This window comes from Maricaulis maris, assembly GCF_036322705.1.
GTDB classification, from domain to species: domain Bacteria; phylum Pseudomonadota; class Alphaproteobacteria; order Caulobacterales; family Maricaulaceae; genus Maricaulis; species Maricaulis maris_B.
On the sequence record NZ_AP027270.1, the window covers coordinates 59,738 to 76,540 of the forward strand.

Sequence of the window (16,803 nt, forward strand, 5' to 3'; positions counted from 1 at the left end):
CTTTCCACACCCCGCGACTAATTCCTAATGTGCGCGCAGCAAGCAAATGGGGAACGGCATGGACATCATTTCTGGGTATGTCGACATCGTGAATGGATTTGTGTGGGGTCCGCCAATGCTGGCCCTGCTTCTGGGGACCGGCCTTTATCTGACAATCGGGCTGAAATTCATGCCCCTGCGCAAGATCGGCTTTGCCTTTGGCGAGCTGATGAAGGGGCGCAAGTCCGAGGGCGAAGGGGATGTGACGCCTTTCCAGGCCTTGATGACGGCGCTGTCGTCGACCATTGGTACCGGTAATATTGCCGGTGTTGCGGTCGCGATCGCGATTGGTGGTCCGGGCGCCCTGTTCTGGATGTGGATGACCGCCCTGGTCGGCATGGCGACCAAGTTCTCCGAAGGCGTCCTCGCGGTGAAATTCCGCGAAGTCGACGCGAGCGGACGCCGGGTCGGTGGCCCGATGTATTACATCAAGAACGGCATGGGTAAGCGGTGGGTCTGGCTCGGCGGCCTGTTCGCCTTCTTCGGCGTCATGGCGGGCCTGGGCACGGGCAATGCGATCCAGACCGCTGAAGTCGTCCGCACCGTGGGCAATACCTACGGCGTTGAGTACTACATCACCGGCGGCATCATGGCGCTGCTGGCGGGCATGGTCATTCTCGGCGGGATCAAGCGGATCGCCAGTGTTGCCGAAAAGATCGTGCCGGCAATGGCCCTGACCTATATCGCGGTCGGCCTTGTCGTGGTCGCGATCAACTTCCAGGCCATTCCAGCCGCCTTCGGGACCATTTTCGCGAACGCCTTCGGTTTCGGCGCTGCCGCCGGCGGCTTCTCCGGTGCGTTGCTGATGCTGGCGATGCAGCGCGGCGTGGCGCGCGGCATCTTCTCCAACGAGGCCGGTCAGGGGTCGGCCCCGATCGCGCACGCTGCGGCCCAGAACGATGACCCGGTTGACCAGGGTATCATCGCGATGCTCGGGACCTTCATCGACACGATCATGGTCTGCACCATCACCGGTCTCGCCATTCTGACCTCGGGCGTGATCCCGGCCGAATGCAATGCCGGCCTGATCGCCATGAGCGGCAATGTCCCGGAGATCTGTGATACCGGTGCCCGCATCACCACCGCCGCCTTCGCAGATGCCCTGCCGGGGTTCGGTGATCACTTCGTGACCGCAGCGCTGGCGCTGTTCGCCTTCACCACCATTCTTGGCTGGTCCTATTATGGCGAACGGTGTGCGGAGTACCTGCTGGGCGAGAAAGTCATCCTGCCCTTCCGCCTGGCGTGGATTGCGATGATCCTGGGCGCGACCTTCCTGCTCTATGCCGGGGACAATGTCACCCAGCTGATGAACACGGTCTGGCTCACGACGGATACGCTGACCGGCCTGATGGCCGCGCCAAACCTGATCGCCCTGCTGGTGCTGTCACCCTTGGTGTTCAAGATGACCCGGGCCTATTTCGACAAGCTCGAAAAAGGCTCATCCGATGATGCGGCAAGCGAGCAGACGCCGTCTGCCTGATCCGTTATCCGGACGAGATGAAAGGGCCCCGCAATGCCGGGGCCCTTTTTTCATGGCCGGCGCTCAGCGCTGCGGTTCACCAAGGTTTCGAGCGGCAAAACCGGCGATGAGCAAGCCGGCTGTGACCCCGAGCCCGTCTGCGACCAGGTCGGCCAGTGAGGCGGTTCGACCGGCCTCTCCAATACCCTGCAACCACTCGATACCGGCGCCATAGCCGATCAGCGCAAACAGCGCGACCCAGCGCGGCAGACCGGGGACAGCGATCCGCGCCAGCACCGCGAGGACCAGAAACGCGCCGAAATGTTCCAGCTTGTCCTGTCCGAAAAGCCGCGCCGGCAGCGCGGTTCCAGGTTGCAGCGCGAGGTCTGTGATGAGCACAATGGCGACCACAAACAGGATCCGCGCCGCCCAGCGCAGTGCCATGTCTGGACGCGGCGCGTCGGTCTTCCTAGTTTCCGGTGTCATTTTTCGGGACTGATCTTCCATGAGCCTTCTGAACGATATCGACCAACTGACGCAAGTTCGTACGGACTGGACGCGGGACAGCGCCGGCGAAATCTACCGTGCGCCGTTTAACGATCTCATCTTTGCCGCGCAGTCCGTGCACAGGCGATGCCATCCGGCCAACCAGGTCCAGACCAGCCAGCTCTTGTCGATCAAGACAGGCGGCTGTGCCGAGGATTGTGGCTATTGCAATCAGTCGGCTCATTTCGATACCGGCCTGAAAGCCTCCAAGCTGATGCCGCTGGACGACGTCATGGAGGCCGCGAAGAAGGCCCGCGATGGCGGCGCGACCCGCTTCTGCATGGGCGCGGCCTGGCGCGAGTTGAAGGAACGCGACGAGGACAAGATCTGCGACATGATCACCGGGGTGAAATCCCTCGGCATGGAAACCTGCGTGACGCTGGGCATGCTGACCGACGGACAGGCGGTGAAGCTGCGCGATGCGGGTCTCGACTATTACAACCACAATCTTGATACCGCGCCGGAAGATTATGGCCGCGTGATCTCGACGCGGACCTATCAGGACCGGATCGACACCCTGTCCCGCGTTCGCGGGGCCGGCATCCACGTCTGCACCGGCGGCATTGTCGGGATGGGCGAGGACGAGGCGGCCCGGATCGGTCTGCTGACCGAACTGGCCTCGATGGACCCGCATCCCGAGAGCGTCCCGATCAATCACCTTGTTGCCGTGCCCAACACGCCGCTCGGTGACAGCAAGCCGCTGGACGGGATCGATTTCGTTCGCACCATCGCCACCGCGCGGATCCTGATGCCGCGCTCGATGGTGCGTCTGTCGGCTGGTCGCGAAGGCATGAGCCGTGAGCTTCAGGCCCTGTGTTTCCTCGCCGGCGCCAATTCCATTTTCGTCGGCGAAGAGCTTTTGACCACGCCCAATCCGGAGCAGAGCGATGATTTCGACCTGTTCAAGGCGCTGGGGATCGAGCCAATGACGCTTGGCGCGACGACGTCGTTACCGGCCGAATAGGCTGCGGATCAGGGAGAGATCGAATGCAGAAGATCGGAGCACAGGCCGCGCTGAAAAGCGTGTCCGGCTGGCAAGCCGTCGACGACCGCGATGCCATCCGCAAGGTCTTCGAATTCGCCGACTTCAACGAGGCCTGGGGCTTCATGAGTCGGGTTGCCGTAAAGGCCGAGGCAATGGACCACCATCCCGAATGGTTCAATGTCTGGAACAAGGTCGATGTGACCCTGGCCACGCATGATGCGGGTGGGGTAACCGCGCTCGATGTCGAGCTGGCCGGTTTCATGGACAAGATCGCCGTCGGCTGAGGTCGCTCAGTCGCCGTGGATCATGATCATGCCGATCAGGACTTCGGCGCCTTCCTGGCCAAGCGTGGTGTCGGTCGCCTCTTGCAGGATCCGGGAAATCCGGTCCGCGTCGGGCACGTCGCCATAGCGATAATACATGCCGGTATAGGTCGACAGGGCTGACAGATAGGCATTGCGCAGGCGCGGCATGTACAGCTCGACCCGCTGCCTTAGTCGGGCGTCGGAGATCTCCAGCCCGGCTTCGATCTGCAGCAGGCCCCGAGCGCGCCGGTTGGACTGGACCGTGGCCGCGATGGCCGGCAGCGGCATGTAGGTTTCCGACGAGGTTATGGTGCGGTGACGGCCGTCTTCGGCTGGCGCCGGAGCCGCGGCAGGCGGGCTGGCAACCGCGCCGGCCAGCGGCGCGACCAGGGCGAGCACAAGACCCAGAAGGGCCGGCAGAAGACGAGACGACAGGTTCATCCCGGCACCCTAACCCGTGGCGGTAAAGGAAGCGTTCTCGGAGCAGGGTTTGTCGGGGCGGCCGGTGTGGTCGGCGCGGCGAGGCGTTCACCTCAGCGTATGCAGGACCATCGGCCCGTCACGCCGGGCAAGGGTCGCGCTGTAGGCCTCCGGGCCCAGCTGCTTCATGGCGCAATGCAGATACCAACCACCATCGGATGACCGGATCGGGGTCATGATGCCTTGCCAGTGATTGGTCTGGTGATCGACCTCGGCGGTCCAGACCGCATCGATGGCCGTGACCTCGCCGGCAAACACGCCGCTTCCGATCGCGCGGAGCAACAGCCTTTCGCCGTCGCGGCTGGCTTCCTTGCGAACGGTTTGCCCGACCTCAATCTTGCGGAATTGGGGGTGTTCGCGGAATCCGCGTGACAGCGCGACATAGCGCACATTGTCACGGGCCTGCTGAACCAGGCAGACCACATGCGGGCTGAACTGGATAGCCGTCATCAGTCCGTCGATCAGGCTGCGATTGTCGGGCCGCTCGATCAGGGCCCGGATTGCGCTTATGACGGTCTGGCGCGGCGTCGCCGTGCCGGCCTCGAAACGTGAAACCTGCGGCTGGCTGATGCCAAGCTGCTCGGCGAGACTTTGCTGATTGATCCCGGTGCGCGCCCGGAAAGCGCGCAGCGCCTTGCCCCAGTCCAACGCTGCCCCCGATGTCTGTTTTTCCCCACCACTACGTGTAGGCCCGAAATATCGGCTGGCAACTGAAAATGCGACGGGTGTGAGCTGGAACACAGTCGCTTCCCCCTCAATTGTGCCATGGGTTCGCAAGGAGTCCCGGATATGGCGCGCGCCAGGTTCGCCTGGTGGCAAGGCCTGTTGCGCCGTCAGGGGGGTAGGAGGGGTGCCGGACATGGCCATGAAGACCGTGCTGCTGGTTGAGGATTGCGAGGATGACATCCGTCTCGTCCAGTCAGCCTTCGAGCGCTATGCGACGGCCGTTCGCCTCGAGACGGTCCGCTCCGGTGAAGCCGCCCTCGACCTGTTGCGGTGCCGACAGGTCGACGCCCGACCGAACCTGCCGGTTTGCATCCTGCTCGACATGTGCATGGCGAACGGCAATGGTATCTGGCTTCTGCGCGGCCTCGGTGACACGCCGGGTCTGCGCGATATTCCGGTTGTGGTGATGAGCGAGACCGGCGACGCGCTGGGGCCGGCCCGGGCCTTCGGCAGCGTGGTCGGGGCCGTTGAAAAGCCGGCTCGCCAGCACGCGTTCAAAAAGCTCGTGGATGATCTCGCCCGCCTCGCCGGCGCCATGCCGCAAATGGTCAGCTGATGTCTGGTCAGCCCGCCCTGTCGGAGACGTTCGCGCAGCGAATGGCCGTGAGACAGAATTCCGCGATAAAAATGGTGGAGCCGAGGGGAATCGAACCCCTGACCTCGTCATTGCGAACGACGCGCTCTCCCAACTGAGCTACGGCCCCGAACCAGAAACGCAGGTACTTTTCCCGCGCTGCACTGTCAAGCATGTGCCGCTGGACCTAGCCGCGCGTTGCGGGCTAGAAGCGGAGACGTGCAAGACAGTGAGGAAGGGCAACCATGTCCCCGATTGACGGCCTGATCATCTACATCATTGCTCCGCTTTTGAACCTGCTCTGGTTCGTGGTGCTCGCGAGCGTCATCCTGAGCTGGCTGATCAGCTTCAATGTCGTGAACATGCACAACCAGTTCGTGGCGATGGTCTGGCGTCTGACCTCGGCCATCACGGAGCCGCTGCTGTCACCGATCCGGCGCGTCATTCCGCCGCTCGGCGGGATGGATTTCTCGCCGATCGTGTTGCTGCTGCTGATCGGCTTCATCCAGGGCTATGTGCTCAACGAGCTGATGCGCTTGTTCTAGTGAGAAAGGTCACGGTCTCTGTCGATGCCGTGACATTCCACGTCCGCCTGACGCCCGGCGCCTCCCGGGATGAGGTTGTGGCTTGGCAGAGCGATGCTGCTGACCGGCTTCATCTGGCCGTTCGTGTGCGGTCGGTGCCCGAGAAGGGCAAGGCCAATACGGCCCTGATTGCGCTGCTGGCCAAGCAATTGTCTATTCCCAAGCGCGACATTGATGTGATACGCGGCGCGACATCGCGTCTGAAGACAGTCCGGATCGTGGCCGAAGGGTCGCTGCAGGCCAGACTCGTCGCCCAGCTGGAGGCCTTCGCGGATGAGCGCAACCCTGATTGATGGCAAGGCCATTGCCGCCGAGATCGATGCCCGCGCGGGCGAGGTCGGGGCGGCCCTGGCCAAGACACTGGGTCGTGCGCCCTGTCTGGCGGTTGTCCTCATCGGCGATGATCCGGCGAGTGATGTCTATGTGCGCAACAAGGTCCGCCGCACCGAAGCGGCCGGACTGACCTCCATAGAGATCCGCAAGCCGGCCGATGTCAGCGAAGCCGAGGTCATCGCGATCGTTCAGCGTCTGAATGCCGATGACGGGGTCGACGGCATTCTCGTTCAGATGCCCCTGCCCGATCATATCGATGCCAATCGCGTGATCGGGTTTATCGATCCGGACAAGGATGTTGATGGCCTGACCGAGACCAGTGCCGGTCGCCTGGTGCTGGGCAAGCCCGGCCTGCGGCCCTGTACGCCCGCCGGATGCGTCTTGCTGGCCGAGCGCGCGATGGGCGACCTGTCCGGAAAGTCGGTCGTGGTTATCGGGCGTTCGATCCTGGTCGGCAAACCGGCTGCTCTGCTCTTTCTGGAAAAGAATGCCACGGTCACCATTGCCCATTCACGGACCGCGGACCTGCCGGGCCTGTGCCGAACGGCAGATATTCTCGTCCCCGCAGTGGGCCGGCCGGAGATGGTGAAGGGTGACTGGGTGAAGCCGGGCGCCTGCGTCCTTGATGTCGGGATTAACCGGATTGATGCGCCCGAGCGCGGCGAGGGCAAGAGCCGGCTGGTCGGCGATGCGGCCTTCGACGAAATCGTCGGACATGCGGGCTGGATCACGCCGGTTCCGGGCGGTATCGGGCCGATGACGATCGCCATGCTGCTCAGAAACACCGTTGTCGCAGCGGCCTTCCGGGCTGGTCTGCAAATCCCGGGCGATTTTTGATTGCTGTTTCGGTGTTTCGTAAACGGTTCGATAACGCAACCTGCATAGAATATGAGTCAGGGAGAGCATTATGACCAATCAAGCCATTCGCGTTCTGCACATAGAAGACGATTTTGCCGATGCGATGCTTGTTCAGCATGCCGTCTGTGAGGCCGGTGATCTGGACATCACGTTCGAGGTCGCCCGGACGCTGAAAGACGCCAAGCGATGCCTGGCGCGTACGCACTATGACCTCATCCTGCTCGACCTGCGCCTTCCGGACTCGGTCCATCCGACCGACACGCTTGAAACCACGCAATCCTGTGCCGGTGATACGCCGCTGATGATCCTGTCGGGGTCCATGAGCGTTGATGCCAGCCATCTGCCCGATTGCATTTCGCGCCTCGACAAGAATGCCAGCTTCCGGAACCAGAAGGGCGAAATGCCGACGCAGCTCGCGCACATGATCCGCGAAGCCGCCGAGTCGGCTGACTTCCAGGCGATCTGATTCCTGGCCTCAAGCCTCTGCAGCGCAGGCGTTTTCGGCTTGTCCCCTGACCGTTCGCCAGTAACCTTGGCGCGTCAGAAGGCGACAGGGAGAGCGCAATGAGCCAGGCAGACGAAATCGATTACGAGATTGGCGGCAGCGACATCCAGTATGTGGAGATCGAGCTCGACCCGGGCGAGAGCGTGGTGTCGGAAGCCGGTGCGATGATGTTCAAGGCGCCGAGTGTCTCCATGGAGGCTGTCTTTGGTGACGGATCCCAGAAGAACAAGGGCGTATGGGGTGCGCTCGCCGGCGCCGGCAAGCGCCTTCTGACCGGCGAAAGCCTCTTCATGACCGTCTTCACCCATGGCGGCCAGGGCAAGGCCAAGGTTGCCTTTGCCGCGCCCTATCCGGGCACAATCATTCCGGTCCATCTTCCCGATCTTGGCGGCGAGCTGATCTGCCAGAAGGACAGTTTCCTGGCTGCGGCCAAGGGCGTGTCGGTCGGAATCGCCCTGCAGAAGCGGATCATGACCGGCCTGTTCGGTGGCGAAGGCTTCATCATGCAGCGCCTCGAAGGGACTGGCTGGGTCTTTGTTCATGCCGGCGGCACGCTGATCGAGCGAGAGCTCGCGGCCGGTGAAGAACTCCATGTCGATACAGGCTGCGTTGTCGCCTATACGCCCGGCGTGGATTTCGAGATCGAGCGCGCCGGGAATATCAAGTCGATGATTTTCGGTGGCGAGGGCGTTTTCTTTGCCCGTCTCCGCGGGCCGGGCAAGGTGTGGATCCAGTCCATGCCCTTCTCGCGGCTCGCCGGTCGTATCCTCGCGAATGTCCCGGTGACCGGGTCCGGCCAGGGAGAGGGCTCGGTCCTCGGCCCGCTCGGATCGATCATGCGCGGCAATTGAGCGCCTGAAACAAGGCGCGCGCCGGGCGGGCGACCGTCCGGCGCATCAATTATGCAGTTGACAGTCATTCGCATTCGCGGGAGGTTTGCGAAAGATTATCAGGAAGCGACGTCCCGCATGTTTGTCTGCATCTGCAACGCACTCCGTGATCGCGAGCTGAAAGCCGCCGCTGCAGAGCCATCCGTTCGGACTGCGGCCTGCGTCTTCAAGCGCTGCGATGCCAAGCCGAAATGCGGCCGTTGCCTGCCCGATATTGCCGACATGATCGCCGCGACCCGCCTGCAAACGGACGAGCTGGCTGCCGCGGCGGAGTAGGCGCGGTTGGGTCTACTTGCTGGCGATTGGCTGAATCATCGATGACGCCTGCAAGACCAGTGTTGTGCTGCCGGTGCTGGATGACGGCGAATAGGTTCCCAGAAATATCTGCCAGGTCTCGCCTGATCCGATCGAGAGTTCGAGTCCGGCATTGAAGCCGACGGCGCCATCATCATTGCACAACCAGCGGCCGTCAGGCGCGCGTGCGAAGATGACCGTATCCAGTCCACCCTCCGTGTAGAGGTCGACCCGGTTACCGACCTGGGCGGTCAGGGCCATCACCGGGCTGGTCTCGACATAACCGGTACAGCTCGTATCGCCGCGCAGAGTGATCCGTTCGCCAGGTGACAGAATATGGTTCCAGCGGACAGGCGCATTCATTGCCTGCCAGATGTCGACGGTTCCAAGGGCCGGGCGTGCATCAATCCGGACGCGGTCGCTGAGCGTGATATTCGAGGAGGGTGAAACCTGTCGCAGGGTGCGGCCCTGGCTGCCGCCCATGCTGTGCTCGGAGATCGTCAGCTCACCACTGACAAGCTGATCGGGTTCGTCGCGGACCAGCCAGATCCGATAGTTGCCACTACCTGGCGCGCCGAATGTCGTCTGGGGCAATGTTGGCGCCCGGCCCTGTCGGGCGCAGGAAATCTCGCCGGACGGGGTCTCGACCAGCAGCGACGCGGCATTCCCGCTCGCCGAGAGGAAGAGCGGCAGGCCGGACGCGACATAGGTCATGGTGAGTTGCGGAATGTCCGACACAAATCCACGACATCCACGTTCGAGGCTCGCCGCTTCCACCGATGTCCGGCCGCGGACACGAACCCGTTGCGGGTCAGGCTCAAAGCGTTCCGGAAGGTCGATCCGGGCCGTCGTGAAGCGCTCGGGAGGCAGCGAGACGGGCGTGTCAGCGGACGGTTCCGGCCGCGGCGCGCGCGGCCGCGCTTCCCGCTCTGGCACAATCACCGCATCCGGATCGGGTTGATAGGTTCGGATGACATCCTGGGCCGATGCGAGGGGCACCGGTCCGACAAGCAGAACCAGACAGGCAGCAAGGCGTTGTTTCATGGCAATAATCCTCCCCGTCAACGCAGCCAAGTCAACGGCTTTTCCGTCATCGCGACCGATTGCCAGTCGCAAAGATAGGGCTTGGACAACCAGCGGGCATGCCTAGACTGGCCACCAAATCAGAACGGGAGACATGCCATGAAGGGCGACGCCAAGGTCATCGACTATCTCAACGGTGCGCTCCGGCTCGAGCTGGCCGCCGTGAACCAGTATTTCCTGCATGCGCGCATGTTCAAGGACTGGGGCTTCGCGAAGATCGCCAAGGTCGAGTATGAAGAGTCAATCGACGAGATGAAGCATGCCGACATCCTGATCGAGCGCATTCTCTTCCTCGAGGGTCTGCCGAACGTCCAGGACCTCGCCAAGATCTATATCGGCGAAACACTCAAGGAATGTCTCGAGTGCGATCTCAAGGTCGAGCAGCGCGCCCACCCTTTCTACAAGGAGGCCATCGCCTATTGCGAGCAGGCCGGCGACTATGTCTCGCGCAAGATCTTCACCGACATTCTCGACAGCGAGGAAGAGCACATCGATTTCCTCGAGACCCAGCTTGGTCTGATCGAAAAGATCGGCGAAGGGCGCTACATGCAGTCGCAGATGGCGCCAGGCGAAGACTAGGCTCCCGGTCGCACCCGCTCGGCTATTCCCCGAAAGGACCGGGCCGGGTTACACTCGGTGCCAGGATAGTCTTTGGGTAAAGGGACCGCATGAGCCGATACAGGATGATGGCCGGGCTGGGTGCCGGCATGGCGCTTCTGGTGACAGGCAGCCTGCTCGCCGATCCGCCTCTGATGCAGCCGGGCGCGCCCGGAACGGCCGCGCGGTCTCTGACGCCGGAACAATCGATCGGTCTCGCAACAAGCGTTCACAGCCGGGCCGATGCCCGATTCATGCAGCACATGATTGTCCATCATGGCCAGGCGGTCGAGATGGGCGCGTTGATCGCCGGGCGGACCGACAACCCGCAAATTGCGTTGATCGGTGACCGGATTGCCCGTTCCCAGTCGTCGGAAATCGAGATGATGCAGGCCTGGCTTCAGCGCCGCGGGCTGTCGACGGAAATGCAACATGCCGACACAGGTCACATGATGGCGCCATCCGACGGGCCCCATTCAGGCCATGGCATGTCGCATGCGGACGCCGCGCCGTCCGATACTCCCTTGATGACGGGCATGCTGTCTCCGGCCCGGATGGCCGAGCTCGCCGCAGCCCGCGATGAGCATTTTGACCGGCTCTACCTGGTCGGCATGATCCATCACCACCAGGGTGCCATCGACATGGTCAACGACCTGCTGGCCGAGCCGGGAAATGGCCAGGACCCGCAGCTTTCCGAATTCCTGTCGGCGGTCATGGCTGACCAGTCGTCTGAAATTGCCCGCATGCGCAATCTGCTGGCCGGGCTTTGAGTACAGCAAGTCCGAGGGGGGCTTTCATGACACCGAATTTCCGTTCCATGGTTTCTCTGGCGGCGCTGGGCGCAGCGCTCGCCGCCTGTTCACCGGTAACCGATGAAGCTGCCGAGCCGGCGACCGTCGTCGCTCCGCCATCGCGGGCAGATCTGGCGCCGGGCCTGTTCGATGCCGGAACCGCGATCTGGAATCTCGAGCTGACCGCGTCGATGCGCCCGCCGGAGGGCTTTTTTGATTATGATACGGCGATGATCCCGCTCGGCGTACCGGGGCAGGCCGATGATGACACCGAGGACGCCGATGAAGTCCCGCAAGCTGAGACCGTCGAAACCGCCGAAGCTGACGACGCCGATACCGCGGACGACGTGGAAGCCGAAAACTCCGGTCCGGGTCTGCTGTCCTTTGCCAATTCCGACCTGGCCTTCACCGGTGACCGGGTGATCATGGGTGGCTTCCATGGTTTCAACGTTTATGACGCGGCCAACCCGGACAGCCCGGAACACATCCTTTCGGTCGTCTGCCCGGGTGGTCAGGGTGATGTCTCGGTGCACGGCAATCTGGTCTTCTTCTCGACCGAACAGAATCGCGGCCGCCTCGATTGCGGCAATGGCGGCGTTGAGGGCGACTCCAGTCCCGAGCGTTTCCTCGGTGTGCGCATTTTCGACATCAGCGATCTGAATGCGCCGCGCCAGGTTGCGGCAGTGCAGACCTGCCGCGGCTCGCACACCCATACGCTTGTCCCGCATCCGACTGATGACCGGACTGCCTATATCTATGTCCAGGGCACCAACAGCCCGCGTCCGGACAGCGAGCTGGCCGGTTGCAGTGGCGGCGAGCCCGACGAGAACCCGGAGACCGCTCTGTACTCGATTGACATCATCGAAGTGCCGCTCGACGCCCCCGAGCAGGCTGCGATCATCAATCGGCCGCGTATCTTCACCGATTATGAGACCGGTGAGATTGCCGGCCTGTGGGCTGGCGGGGCGCTGGAAGACGGCGCGCAGACATCATCGTCCACCGTCGCCTGTCACGACATCACGGTCTATCCGGAAATGGGTCTCGCCGGCGGTGCCTGCGGTGGCAACGGGATCCTTCTCGACATCACCGACCCGGTCAATCCGCGGCGGATTTCCGATCTGGCGGATCCGAACATGGCCTATTGGCACTCGGCGACTTTCTCCAATGATGCCAGCAAGATCATCTTCACCGACGAATGGGGCGGCGGTCTCGGTGCGCGTTGCCAGCCCGACGATCCGCAGGATTGGGGTGCCGATCTGGTTGCCGATATTGTCGATGGCGAGCTGCAGCGTCGCGGCTTCTTCAAGATCCCGGGCGAACAGTCCGCGATCGAGAATTGTGTCGCCCACAACGGCAATATCATCCCGGTTCCCGGCCGCGACATCATGGTCCAGGCCTGGTATAGCGGCGGGCTGTCGATCATCGACTTCACCGACAGCAACAACCCTTACGAGATCGCCTTTTTCGACCGCGGTCCGTTGGGTCCTGATGCCTTGCGGGTGGGCGGTTACTGGGCAACCTACTGGCATAATGGACGTATCTGGGCGCCTGAAATCGCGCGGGGTCTGGATGTCTTCCGGCTGCAGGCGAGCCCGATGCTGACGGCCAGCGAAATTGCCGCCGCCGAGCTGATCCATTTCGACGAGGCCAACACCCAGACCCAACTGCATGTCACCTGGCCGGATGAACCGGTTGTGGCGATGGCCTATCTCGACCAGATCGAGCGTGCTGAGGCCCTCGATCCGGCCTCGATCTCCGGGGTTCGCGCTGCCATCCAGGCGTGGTCTTCCGGGCAGGTTGATGGCGACGTCCTGGCCGCCGCAGTCGGAACGCTCGGCGATGCGGCCGACGCCTCCGGGGTCCCTGCTGACGTCCACCGTCTGACGGAGCTCGGCGCCATGCTGGCCCGGATCCAGTAGGCCCGGATCACCGCCCGCGAGGTCTGCTGAAAAGGGCGGACTGGCCAAGCTGGCCGGTCCGCCCCTTTTGCTCGCGGCGATTCTTGCGGGTGTAGGGTTTGTTCAGGTCTTGGCGTCGATGTCGGCTGCAGAATGGCGCTCGGGGACCTGATTGGCCTCTTCGCCCCAGACCCGGTTGACCTTGATCCCGCGCTTCACGGCAGGGCGGTCCGCGATCTCTGCTGCCCAGCGCTGGACATGCTTGTAATCCTGGACCGAGAGGAACTCGCCCGCCTCGTACAGAACACCCCGGGCCAGCGCGCCATACCAGGCCCAGACCGCCATGTCGGCGATCGAGTATTCTGAGCCGGCGAGGTAGGGGCGATCAGCCAGGGTGCGGTCGAGCACATCCATTTGCCGTTTCACTTCCATCGCAAACCGGTTGATCGGATATTCCCACTTCTCCGGCGCATAGGCATAGAAATGGCCAAAGCCGCCGCCGAGATAGGGGGCCGAGCCCATCTGCCAGAACAGCCAGCTCAGTGCCTCGGTCCGCTCTGTCGGGTCGGAAGGCAGGAAGGCGCCGAACTTCTCGGCCAGATAGAGCAGGATGGATCCGGACTCGAACACCCGGGTCGGGGTTTCGGTGCTGTGATCCATCAGGGCCGGGATCTTGGAATTCGGATTGGCCGACACGAAGCCCGACGAGAATTGGTCGCCCTCATTGATCTTGATCAGCCAGGCATCATACTCGGCGTCGGCATGGCCGAGGGCCAGCAACTCCTCCAGCAGGATGGTGACCTTCACCCCGTTCGGGGTCGCCAGCGAATAGAGTTGCAGCGGGTGCTTGCCGACGGGCAGTTCCTTGTCATGCGTCGGACCGGCGATCGGCCGGTTGATATTCGCGAAGCGGCCGCCGCTCTCGCTGTCCCAGGTCCACACTTTCGGCGGTACGTATGCGCTGTCGTCGGTCATGCTTGTGTCCTCTTGTTCCACGCCAATGTAGGGGCGTTCGGGTCATGAACAAGCCAGGCCCGGTCGCTGCCGGTGTGTCTGTCGCCTTTTAATTGCCCCGGCGCCGGGACGCGCTAGTTTGTTGCGGAAGGGCGAATTTGGGAGGATTCACATGGCTTTGAGAGCTCGATACTTGATTGGGTCAGCGGTGCTGGCCCTGGCTGCCGGCTTGCCGGCCGGGGGGGCAGCGCTGGCTCAGGACGCGCCGATCGTTCAGCCGGGCGCGCCAGGCGAGGCGGTCCGTCAGTTGAGCGCCGAGGAAGCCGTCCAGATCGCGGCCAACCGCTATTCCGACGACGATGTCCGCTTCATGCAGCAGATGATCTGGCACCATCACCAGGCCGTGCAGATGGCGGCGCTGGTCGAGGGACGAAGTGGCACCGAGGCGCTGGTCGAGATTGCCGGCCGGATCGATGCTTCGCAGGCTGACGAGATTGCCTTCATGCAGGGATGGCTGCGCGAGCGCGGCGAAACAGCGCCGGACCCGATGGCGGATCCGCATGCCATGCATGCCGGCATGTCCGGTGGCCACGCCATGCATGGCGAAATGGCCGGCATGGCGTCTCCGGAACAGATGGCGCGCCTGGCTGAAGCCGACGGCATGGATTTCGATGCGCTGTTCCTCGAGTTGATGATCGCGCATCACGAGGGTGCGGTGGAGATGGTGGCTCACCTGCTTGACCAGCGCGGGTCAGCCTATGATCCGACCCTGTTTGATTTTGCCAATGACGTGCGCAGCGAACAGCAAGCCGAAATTCGTCGCATGAACGCTCTGCTCTCCGGCCTGTCACAGGATCCGCGGGCCGGTCTCGGTGCCGGGTTCCGGGATGCCGAGACGGCGGCAGCCAATATCACGTTGCTGGCCAGCCTGCCCAAGCCCACTGGCTTCTTCGATGCCGAGAACCCGGCCGGTCTGCCGCCAGTGATTTCGTCCGACGAGAGCGATGAAGAGGTCGAGCGCCGTTTTGGTCAGCGTGCGCCCTTCCTGAGTTTCTCCAATACCGACATCGCCTTCGCTGGAGATCTCATGGCTGTGGGCAATTACCATGGCTTCAACCTCTACCGGCTCGGCGGCGACACCCCCCGGCTGGTCAGCTCGGTTGTCTGCCCCGGCGGCCAGGGTGATGTTTCCATCGTCGGCGATCTGTTGATCGTGTCGGTCCAGGATACCCGCGCCCGTGTCGATTGCGGTCGCCAGGGTGTGAGTGATGAGGTCAGCGAGGACCGTTTCCGTGGTCTGCGGGTCTTTGACATCAGCGACCCGGTTGCCCCGCGCCAGGTCGGCCAGGTGCAGACCTGCCGTGGCTCGCACACCCATTCCGTTGTGTCGAGCGATGACGATGTCATCATCGTCTACAATTCCGGCACCAGTTCTGTTCGCCCCGAGGCCGAGCTGGCGGGCTGCATGGCCGGCCTGCCGGGGGATACCGATACGGCGCTGTTCAGCATCGACGTGATCGAGATCCCGGTCGACAATCCGGCCGCCTCGCGCATCGTCGACAGCCCGCGGGTCTTTGCCGATGACGAGACCGGCCGGATCGCTGGACTGTGGACCGGCGGTGATCATGGCGAGGGCACGCAGACCTCGCGGCGCACGGATCAGTGCCATGACATCACTGTCTTCCCGGCCCTCAACCTCGCCGCCGGCGCCTGTTCCGGCAATGGTATCATCCTCGACATCAGTGATCCGCGCGCTCCGCGCCGCATTGATGCGGTCGTCGACCAGGGCTTCGCCTACTGGCATTCGGCCACCTTCAACAATGACGGCACCAAGGTCGTCTTCACCGATGAGTGGGGCGGCGGTGGCCGTCCGCGCTGCCGGGCCCAGGACCCCGCCGACTGGGGCGCCGACGCCATTTTCGACATTGTTGACGGGCGCCTGGAATTTGCCGGCTACTTCAAGATCCCGGCATCGCAGTCGGATGAGGAAAACTGTGTTGCGCACAACGGGTCGGCGGTGCCGGTGCCGGGCCGGGATATTTTCGTTCAGGCTTGGTACCAGGGCGGCGTCTCGGTGATCGACTTCACGGACAGTGCCAACCCGGTCGAGATTGCTTTCTTCGATCGTGGACCGATCGATGAGGACACCATGATCCTCGGCGGCTACTGGTCGACCTACTGGTATGATGGTCGCATTTACGGCACCGAGATCGTGCGCGGGCTCGATGTCCTCGAACTCCTGCCCAGCGAGCACCTGACGGCGAACGAGATCGCCGCGGCCGCGCTGGCTGACCAGGGCGACGCCTTCAATCCGCAGCAGCAATTCCCGGTCAGCTGGCCTGACCATCCGGTTGTCGGACTGGCCTATGTTGACCAGCTGGTCCGCGCCGACGCGCTGCCGGCGGGTACGGCCACGGCGCTGTCCTACGCCCTCGGACGCGCCAATGAACGTCGCGAGGCGGGTAATCGCGATGCGGCCCTGGCATCCGAGCTGGATGCTCTGGCGCAGTCCATGCCGACCCCGGAGGCCGGCAGCGCCAACGCCGCCCGTGCCCAAGCCCTGCTCGGGGTAATCGAGAACGTGGCGGCCAGCCTGCGCTGATCCCTCTGCCGCTGGCGAAGACAGAAAGCCGCGACCTTTCCCGGGTCGCGGCTTTTTTCTGTTCGGGGGAACCAGCCTCGCGCACTGCTGCCCCGCGCGCGTTTCGTGGCAGCACGTGCCCAATCGGCAGGGGTCTGAGCGGGCGACGGCTCAAGCCGAGGGGCAGCAAGGGAAGAATGGTGCCGCTTAGGTGACTCGAACACCTGACCTACGCATTACGAATGCGTTGCTCTACCAGCTGAGCTAAAGCGGCCCATTCTCGTGTCTCCGGGCATCATCAGCTCGGAGGCGGCGGAAATT

Annotated in this window: 19 protein-coding genes and 2 tRNA genes; 14 read left to right on the forward strand and 7 right to left on the reverse strand. The window is 63.2% G+C overall.

The features are described 5' to 3' along the window. The first annotated feature begins 58 nt into the window (after window positions 1-58). Window positions 59-1,519, forward strand: a complete 1,461-nt coding sequence (locus tag AAA969_RS00300; protein WP_338242353.1) for a sodium:alanine symporter family protein — start codon at window positions 59-61, stop codon at window positions 1,517-1,519. A gap of 63 nt (window positions 1,520-1,582) precedes the next feature. On the opposite strand, the gene AAA969_RS00305 is transcribed toward AAA969_RS00300, so the two are convergent. After that, the gene (locus AAA969_RS00305; protein ID WP_338242355.1) at window positions 1,583-1,984 is read right to left on the reverse strand and encodes a VanZ family protein; all 402 of its coding nucleotides are present in this window, start codon (window positions 1,982-1,984) and stop codon (window positions 1,583-1,585) included. Between the two features lie 19 nt (window positions 1,985-2,003). On the opposite strand from AAA969_RS00305, the gene bioB reads away from it, so the two are divergent. Then, window positions 2,004-3,008 carry a biotin synthase BioB gene (bioB, locus tag AAA969_RS00310; RefSeq protein WP_338242359.1) on the forward strand — a complete coding sequence of 335 codons (1,005 nt, stop codon included), beginning with the start codon at window positions 2,004-2,006 and terminating at the stop codon, window positions 3,006-3,008. Between the two features lie 23 nt (window positions 3,009-3,031). After that, the gene (locus tag AAA969_RS00315; RefSeq protein ID WP_047157765.1) at window positions 3,032-3,313 is read left to right on the forward strand and encodes a 4a-hydroxytetrahydrobiopterin dehydratase; all 282 of its coding nucleotides are present in this window, start codon (window positions 3,032-3,034) and stop codon (window positions 3,311-3,313) included. A gap of 6 nt (window positions 3,314-3,319) precedes the next feature. Here AAA969_RS00315 and AAA969_RS00320 read toward each other — a convergent pair whose 3' ends face one another. Next, the gene (locus AAA969_RS00320) at window positions 3,320-3,775 is read right to left on the reverse strand and encodes a hypothetical protein (RefSeq protein ID WP_338242366.1); all 456 of its coding nucleotides are present in this window, start codon (window positions 3,773-3,775) and stop codon (window positions 3,320-3,322) included. 87 nt (window positions 3,776-3,862) lie between these two features. Continuing rightward, window positions 3,863-4,462, reverse strand: a complete 600-nt coding sequence (locus AAA969_RS00325; protein WP_338242368.1) for a helix-turn-helix domain-containing protein — start codon at window positions 4,460-4,462, stop codon at window positions 3,863-3,865. Between the two features lie 211 nt (window positions 4,463-4,673). Between AAA969_RS00325 and AAA969_RS00330 the strand changes: the two genes are divergently transcribed. Beyond that, window positions 4,674-5,096 (forward strand): response regulator, encoded by a 423-nt coding sequence (locus AAA969_RS00330; RefSeq protein WP_338242370.1) that lies wholly within the window; start codon window positions 4,674-4,676, stop codon window positions 5,094-5,096. 72 nt (window positions 5,097-5,168) lie between these two features. Here AAA969_RS00330 and AAA969_RS00335 read toward each other — a convergent pair. Next, window positions 5,169-5,244 (reverse strand) — tRNA-Ala (locus tag AAA969_RS00335). A gap of 115 nt (window positions 5,245-5,359) precedes the next feature. On the opposite strand from AAA969_RS00335, the gene AAA969_RS00340 reads away from it, so the two are divergent. From AAA969_RS00340 to AAA969_RS00365, 6 genes are all read left to right on the forward strand, one after another. After that, window positions 5,360-5,659 carry a YggT family protein gene (locus AAA969_RS00340; RefSeq protein WP_338242372.1) on the forward strand — a complete coding sequence of 100 codons (300 nt, stop codon included), beginning with the start codon at window positions 5,360-5,362 and terminating at the stop codon, window positions 5,657-5,659. Window positions 5,660-5,688: 29 nt separating this feature from the next. Further along, complete coding sequence (locus AAA969_RS00345) at window positions 5,689-5,991, forward strand: DUF167 domain-containing protein (protein ID WP_338242374.1); 303 nt, start codon at window positions 5,689-5,691, stop codon at window positions 5,989-5,991. After that, entirely contained in the window at window positions 5,972-6,868 is an 897-nt protein-coding gene (folD, locus tag AAA969_RS00350; protein WP_338242376.1) for a bifunctional methylenetetrahydrofolate dehydrogenase/methenyltetrahydrofolate cyclohydrolase FolD, read from the forward strand. Before AAA969_RS00345 ends, folD begins: the two co-directional genes overlap by 20 nt. A 70-nt stretch (window positions 6,869-6,938) precedes the next feature. Beyond that, on the forward strand, window positions 6,939-7,355 hold the full coding sequence (locus AAA969_RS00355; protein WP_338242377.1) for a response regulator: 417 nt from the start codon (window positions 6,939-6,941) through the stop codon (window positions 7,353-7,355). A 98-nt stretch (window positions 7,356-7,453) separates the two neighbouring features. Further along, a complete protein-coding gene (locus AAA969_RS00360) occupies window positions 7,454-8,245 on the forward strand; it encodes a TIGR00266 family protein (RefSeq protein ID WP_338242379.1) in 792 nt (263 codons plus the stop codon). 117 nt (window positions 8,246-8,362) lie between these two features. Beyond that, the gene (locus AAA969_RS00365; protein WP_338242380.1) at window positions 8,363-8,560 is read left to right on the forward strand and encodes a (2Fe-2S)-binding protein; all 198 of its coding nucleotides are present in this window, start codon (window positions 8,363-8,365) and stop codon (window positions 8,558-8,560) included. A 12-nt stretch (window positions 8,561-8,572) separates the two neighbouring features. Here the strand turns inward: AAA969_RS00365 and AAA969_RS00370 are convergent, their stop codons facing one another. Next, entirely contained in the window at window positions 8,573-9,622 is a 1,050-nt protein-coding gene (locus AAA969_RS00370; protein WP_338242382.1) for a hypothetical protein, read from the reverse strand. A gap of 138 nt (window positions 9,623-9,760) precedes the next feature. On the opposite strand from AAA969_RS00370, the gene bfr reads away from it, so the two are divergent. The 3 genes from bfr to AAA969_RS00385 all read left to right on the forward strand — a co-directional run bounded on the left by bfr (window position 9,761) and on the right by AAA969_RS00385 (window position 12,968). After that, entirely contained in the window at window positions 9,761-10,240 is a 480-nt protein-coding gene (gene bfr, locus AAA969_RS00375) for a bacterioferritin (protein ID WP_338242384.1), read from the forward strand. Window positions 10,241-10,329: 89 nt separating this feature from the next. Next, the gene (locus AAA969_RS00380) at window positions 10,330-11,028 is read left to right on the forward strand and encodes a DUF305 domain-containing protein (protein WP_338242387.1); all 699 of its coding nucleotides are present in this window, start codon (window positions 10,330-10,332) and stop codon (window positions 11,026-11,028) included. 26 nt (window positions 11,029-11,054) lie between these two features. Beyond that, a complete protein-coding gene (locus AAA969_RS00385) occupies window positions 11,055-12,968 on the forward strand; it encodes an LVIVD repeat-containing protein (RefSeq protein WP_338242389.1) in 1,914 nt (637 codons plus the stop codon). Window positions 12,969-13,070: 102 nt separating this feature from the next. Here AAA969_RS00385 and yghU read toward each other — a convergent pair whose 3' ends face one another. After that, a complete protein-coding gene (yghU, locus tag AAA969_RS00390; RefSeq protein ID WP_338242391.1) occupies window positions 13,071-13,922 on the reverse strand; it encodes a glutathione-dependent disulfide-bond oxidoreductase in 852 nt (283 codons plus the stop codon). 151 nt (window positions 13,923-14,073) lie between these two features. Between yghU and AAA969_RS00395 the strand changes: the two genes are divergently transcribed. Then, complete coding sequence (locus tag AAA969_RS00395) at window positions 14,074-16,503, forward strand: DUF305 domain-containing protein (RefSeq protein WP_425324983.1); 2,430 nt, start codon at window positions 14,074-14,076, stop codon at window positions 16,501-16,503. A 177-nt stretch (window positions 16,504-16,680) separates the two neighbouring features. Here AAA969_RS00395 and AAA969_RS00400 read toward each other — a convergent pair. Next, window positions 16,681-16,756, reverse strand: a tRNA-Thr gene (locus tag AAA969_RS00400). Window positions 16,757-16,803 lie beyond the last annotated feature (47 nt).

Excerpts from the sequence above, each read along its gene's own strand:
- AAA969_RS00300 (WP_338242353.1), top strand. The coding sequence starts at position 59 with ATGGACATCATTTCTGGGTATGTCGACATCGTGAATGGATTTGTGTGG.
- AAA969_RS00305 (WP_338242355.1), bottom strand. The coding sequence starts at position 1,984 with ATGACACCGGAAACTAGGAAGACCGACGCGCCGCGTCCAGACATGGCA.
- bioB (WP_338242359.1), top strand. The coding sequence starts at position 2,004 with ATGAGCCTTCTGAACGATATCGACCAACTGACGCAAGTTCGTACGGAC.
- AAA969_RS00315 (WP_047157765.1), top strand. The coding sequence starts at position 3,032 with ATGCAGAAGATCGGAGCACAGGCCGCGCTGAAAAGCGTGTCCGGCTGG.
- AAA969_RS00320 (WP_338242366.1), bottom strand. The coding sequence starts at position 3,775 with ATGAACCTGTCGTCTCGTCTTCTGCCGGCCCTTCTGGGTCTTGTGCTC.
- AAA969_RS00330 (WP_338242370.1), top strand. The coding sequence starts at position 4,674 with ATGGCCATGAAGACCGTGCTGCTGGTTGAGGATTGCGAGGATGACATC.
- AAA969_RS00340 (WP_338242372.1), top strand. The coding sequence starts at position 5,360 with ATGTCCCCGATTGACGGCCTGATCATCTACATCATTGCTCCGCTTTTG.
- folD (WP_338242376.1), top strand. The coding sequence starts at position 5,972 with ATGAGCGCAACCCTGATTGATGGCAAGGCCATTGCCGCCGAGATCGAT.
- AAA969_RS00355 (WP_338242377.1), top strand. The coding sequence starts at position 6,939 with ATGACCAATCAAGCCATTCGCGTTCTGCACATAGAAGACGATTTTGCC.
- AAA969_RS00360 (WP_338242379.1), top strand. The coding sequence starts at position 7,454 with ATGAGCCAGGCAGACGAAATCGATTACGAGATTGGCGGCAGCGACATC.
- AAA969_RS00365 (WP_338242380.1), top strand. The coding sequence starts at position 8,363 with ATGTTTGTCTGCATCTGCAACGCACTCCGTGATCGCGAGCTGAAAGCC.
- AAA969_RS00370 (WP_338242382.1), bottom strand. The coding sequence starts at position 9,622 with ATGAAACAACGCCTTGCTGCCTGTCTGGTTCTGCTTGTCGGACCGGTG.
- bfr (WP_338242384.1), top strand. The coding sequence starts at position 9,761 with ATGAAGGGCGACGCCAAGGTCATCGACTATCTCAACGGTGCGCTCCGG.
- AAA969_RS00380 (WP_338242387.1), top strand. The coding sequence starts at position 10,330 with ATGAGCCGATACAGGATGATGGCCGGGCTGGGTGCCGGCATGGCGCTT.
- AAA969_RS00385 (WP_338242389.1), top strand. The coding sequence starts at position 11,055 with ATGACACCGAATTTCCGTTCCATGGTTTCTCTGGCGGCGCTGGGCGCA.
- yghU (WP_338242391.1), bottom strand. The coding sequence starts at position 13,922 with ATGACCGACGACAGCGCATACGTACCGCCGAAAGTGTGGACCTGGGAC.
- AAA969_RS00395 (WP_425324983.1), top strand. The coding sequence starts at position 14,074 with ATGGCTTTGAGAGCTCGATACTTGATTGGGTCAGCGGTGCTGGCCCTG.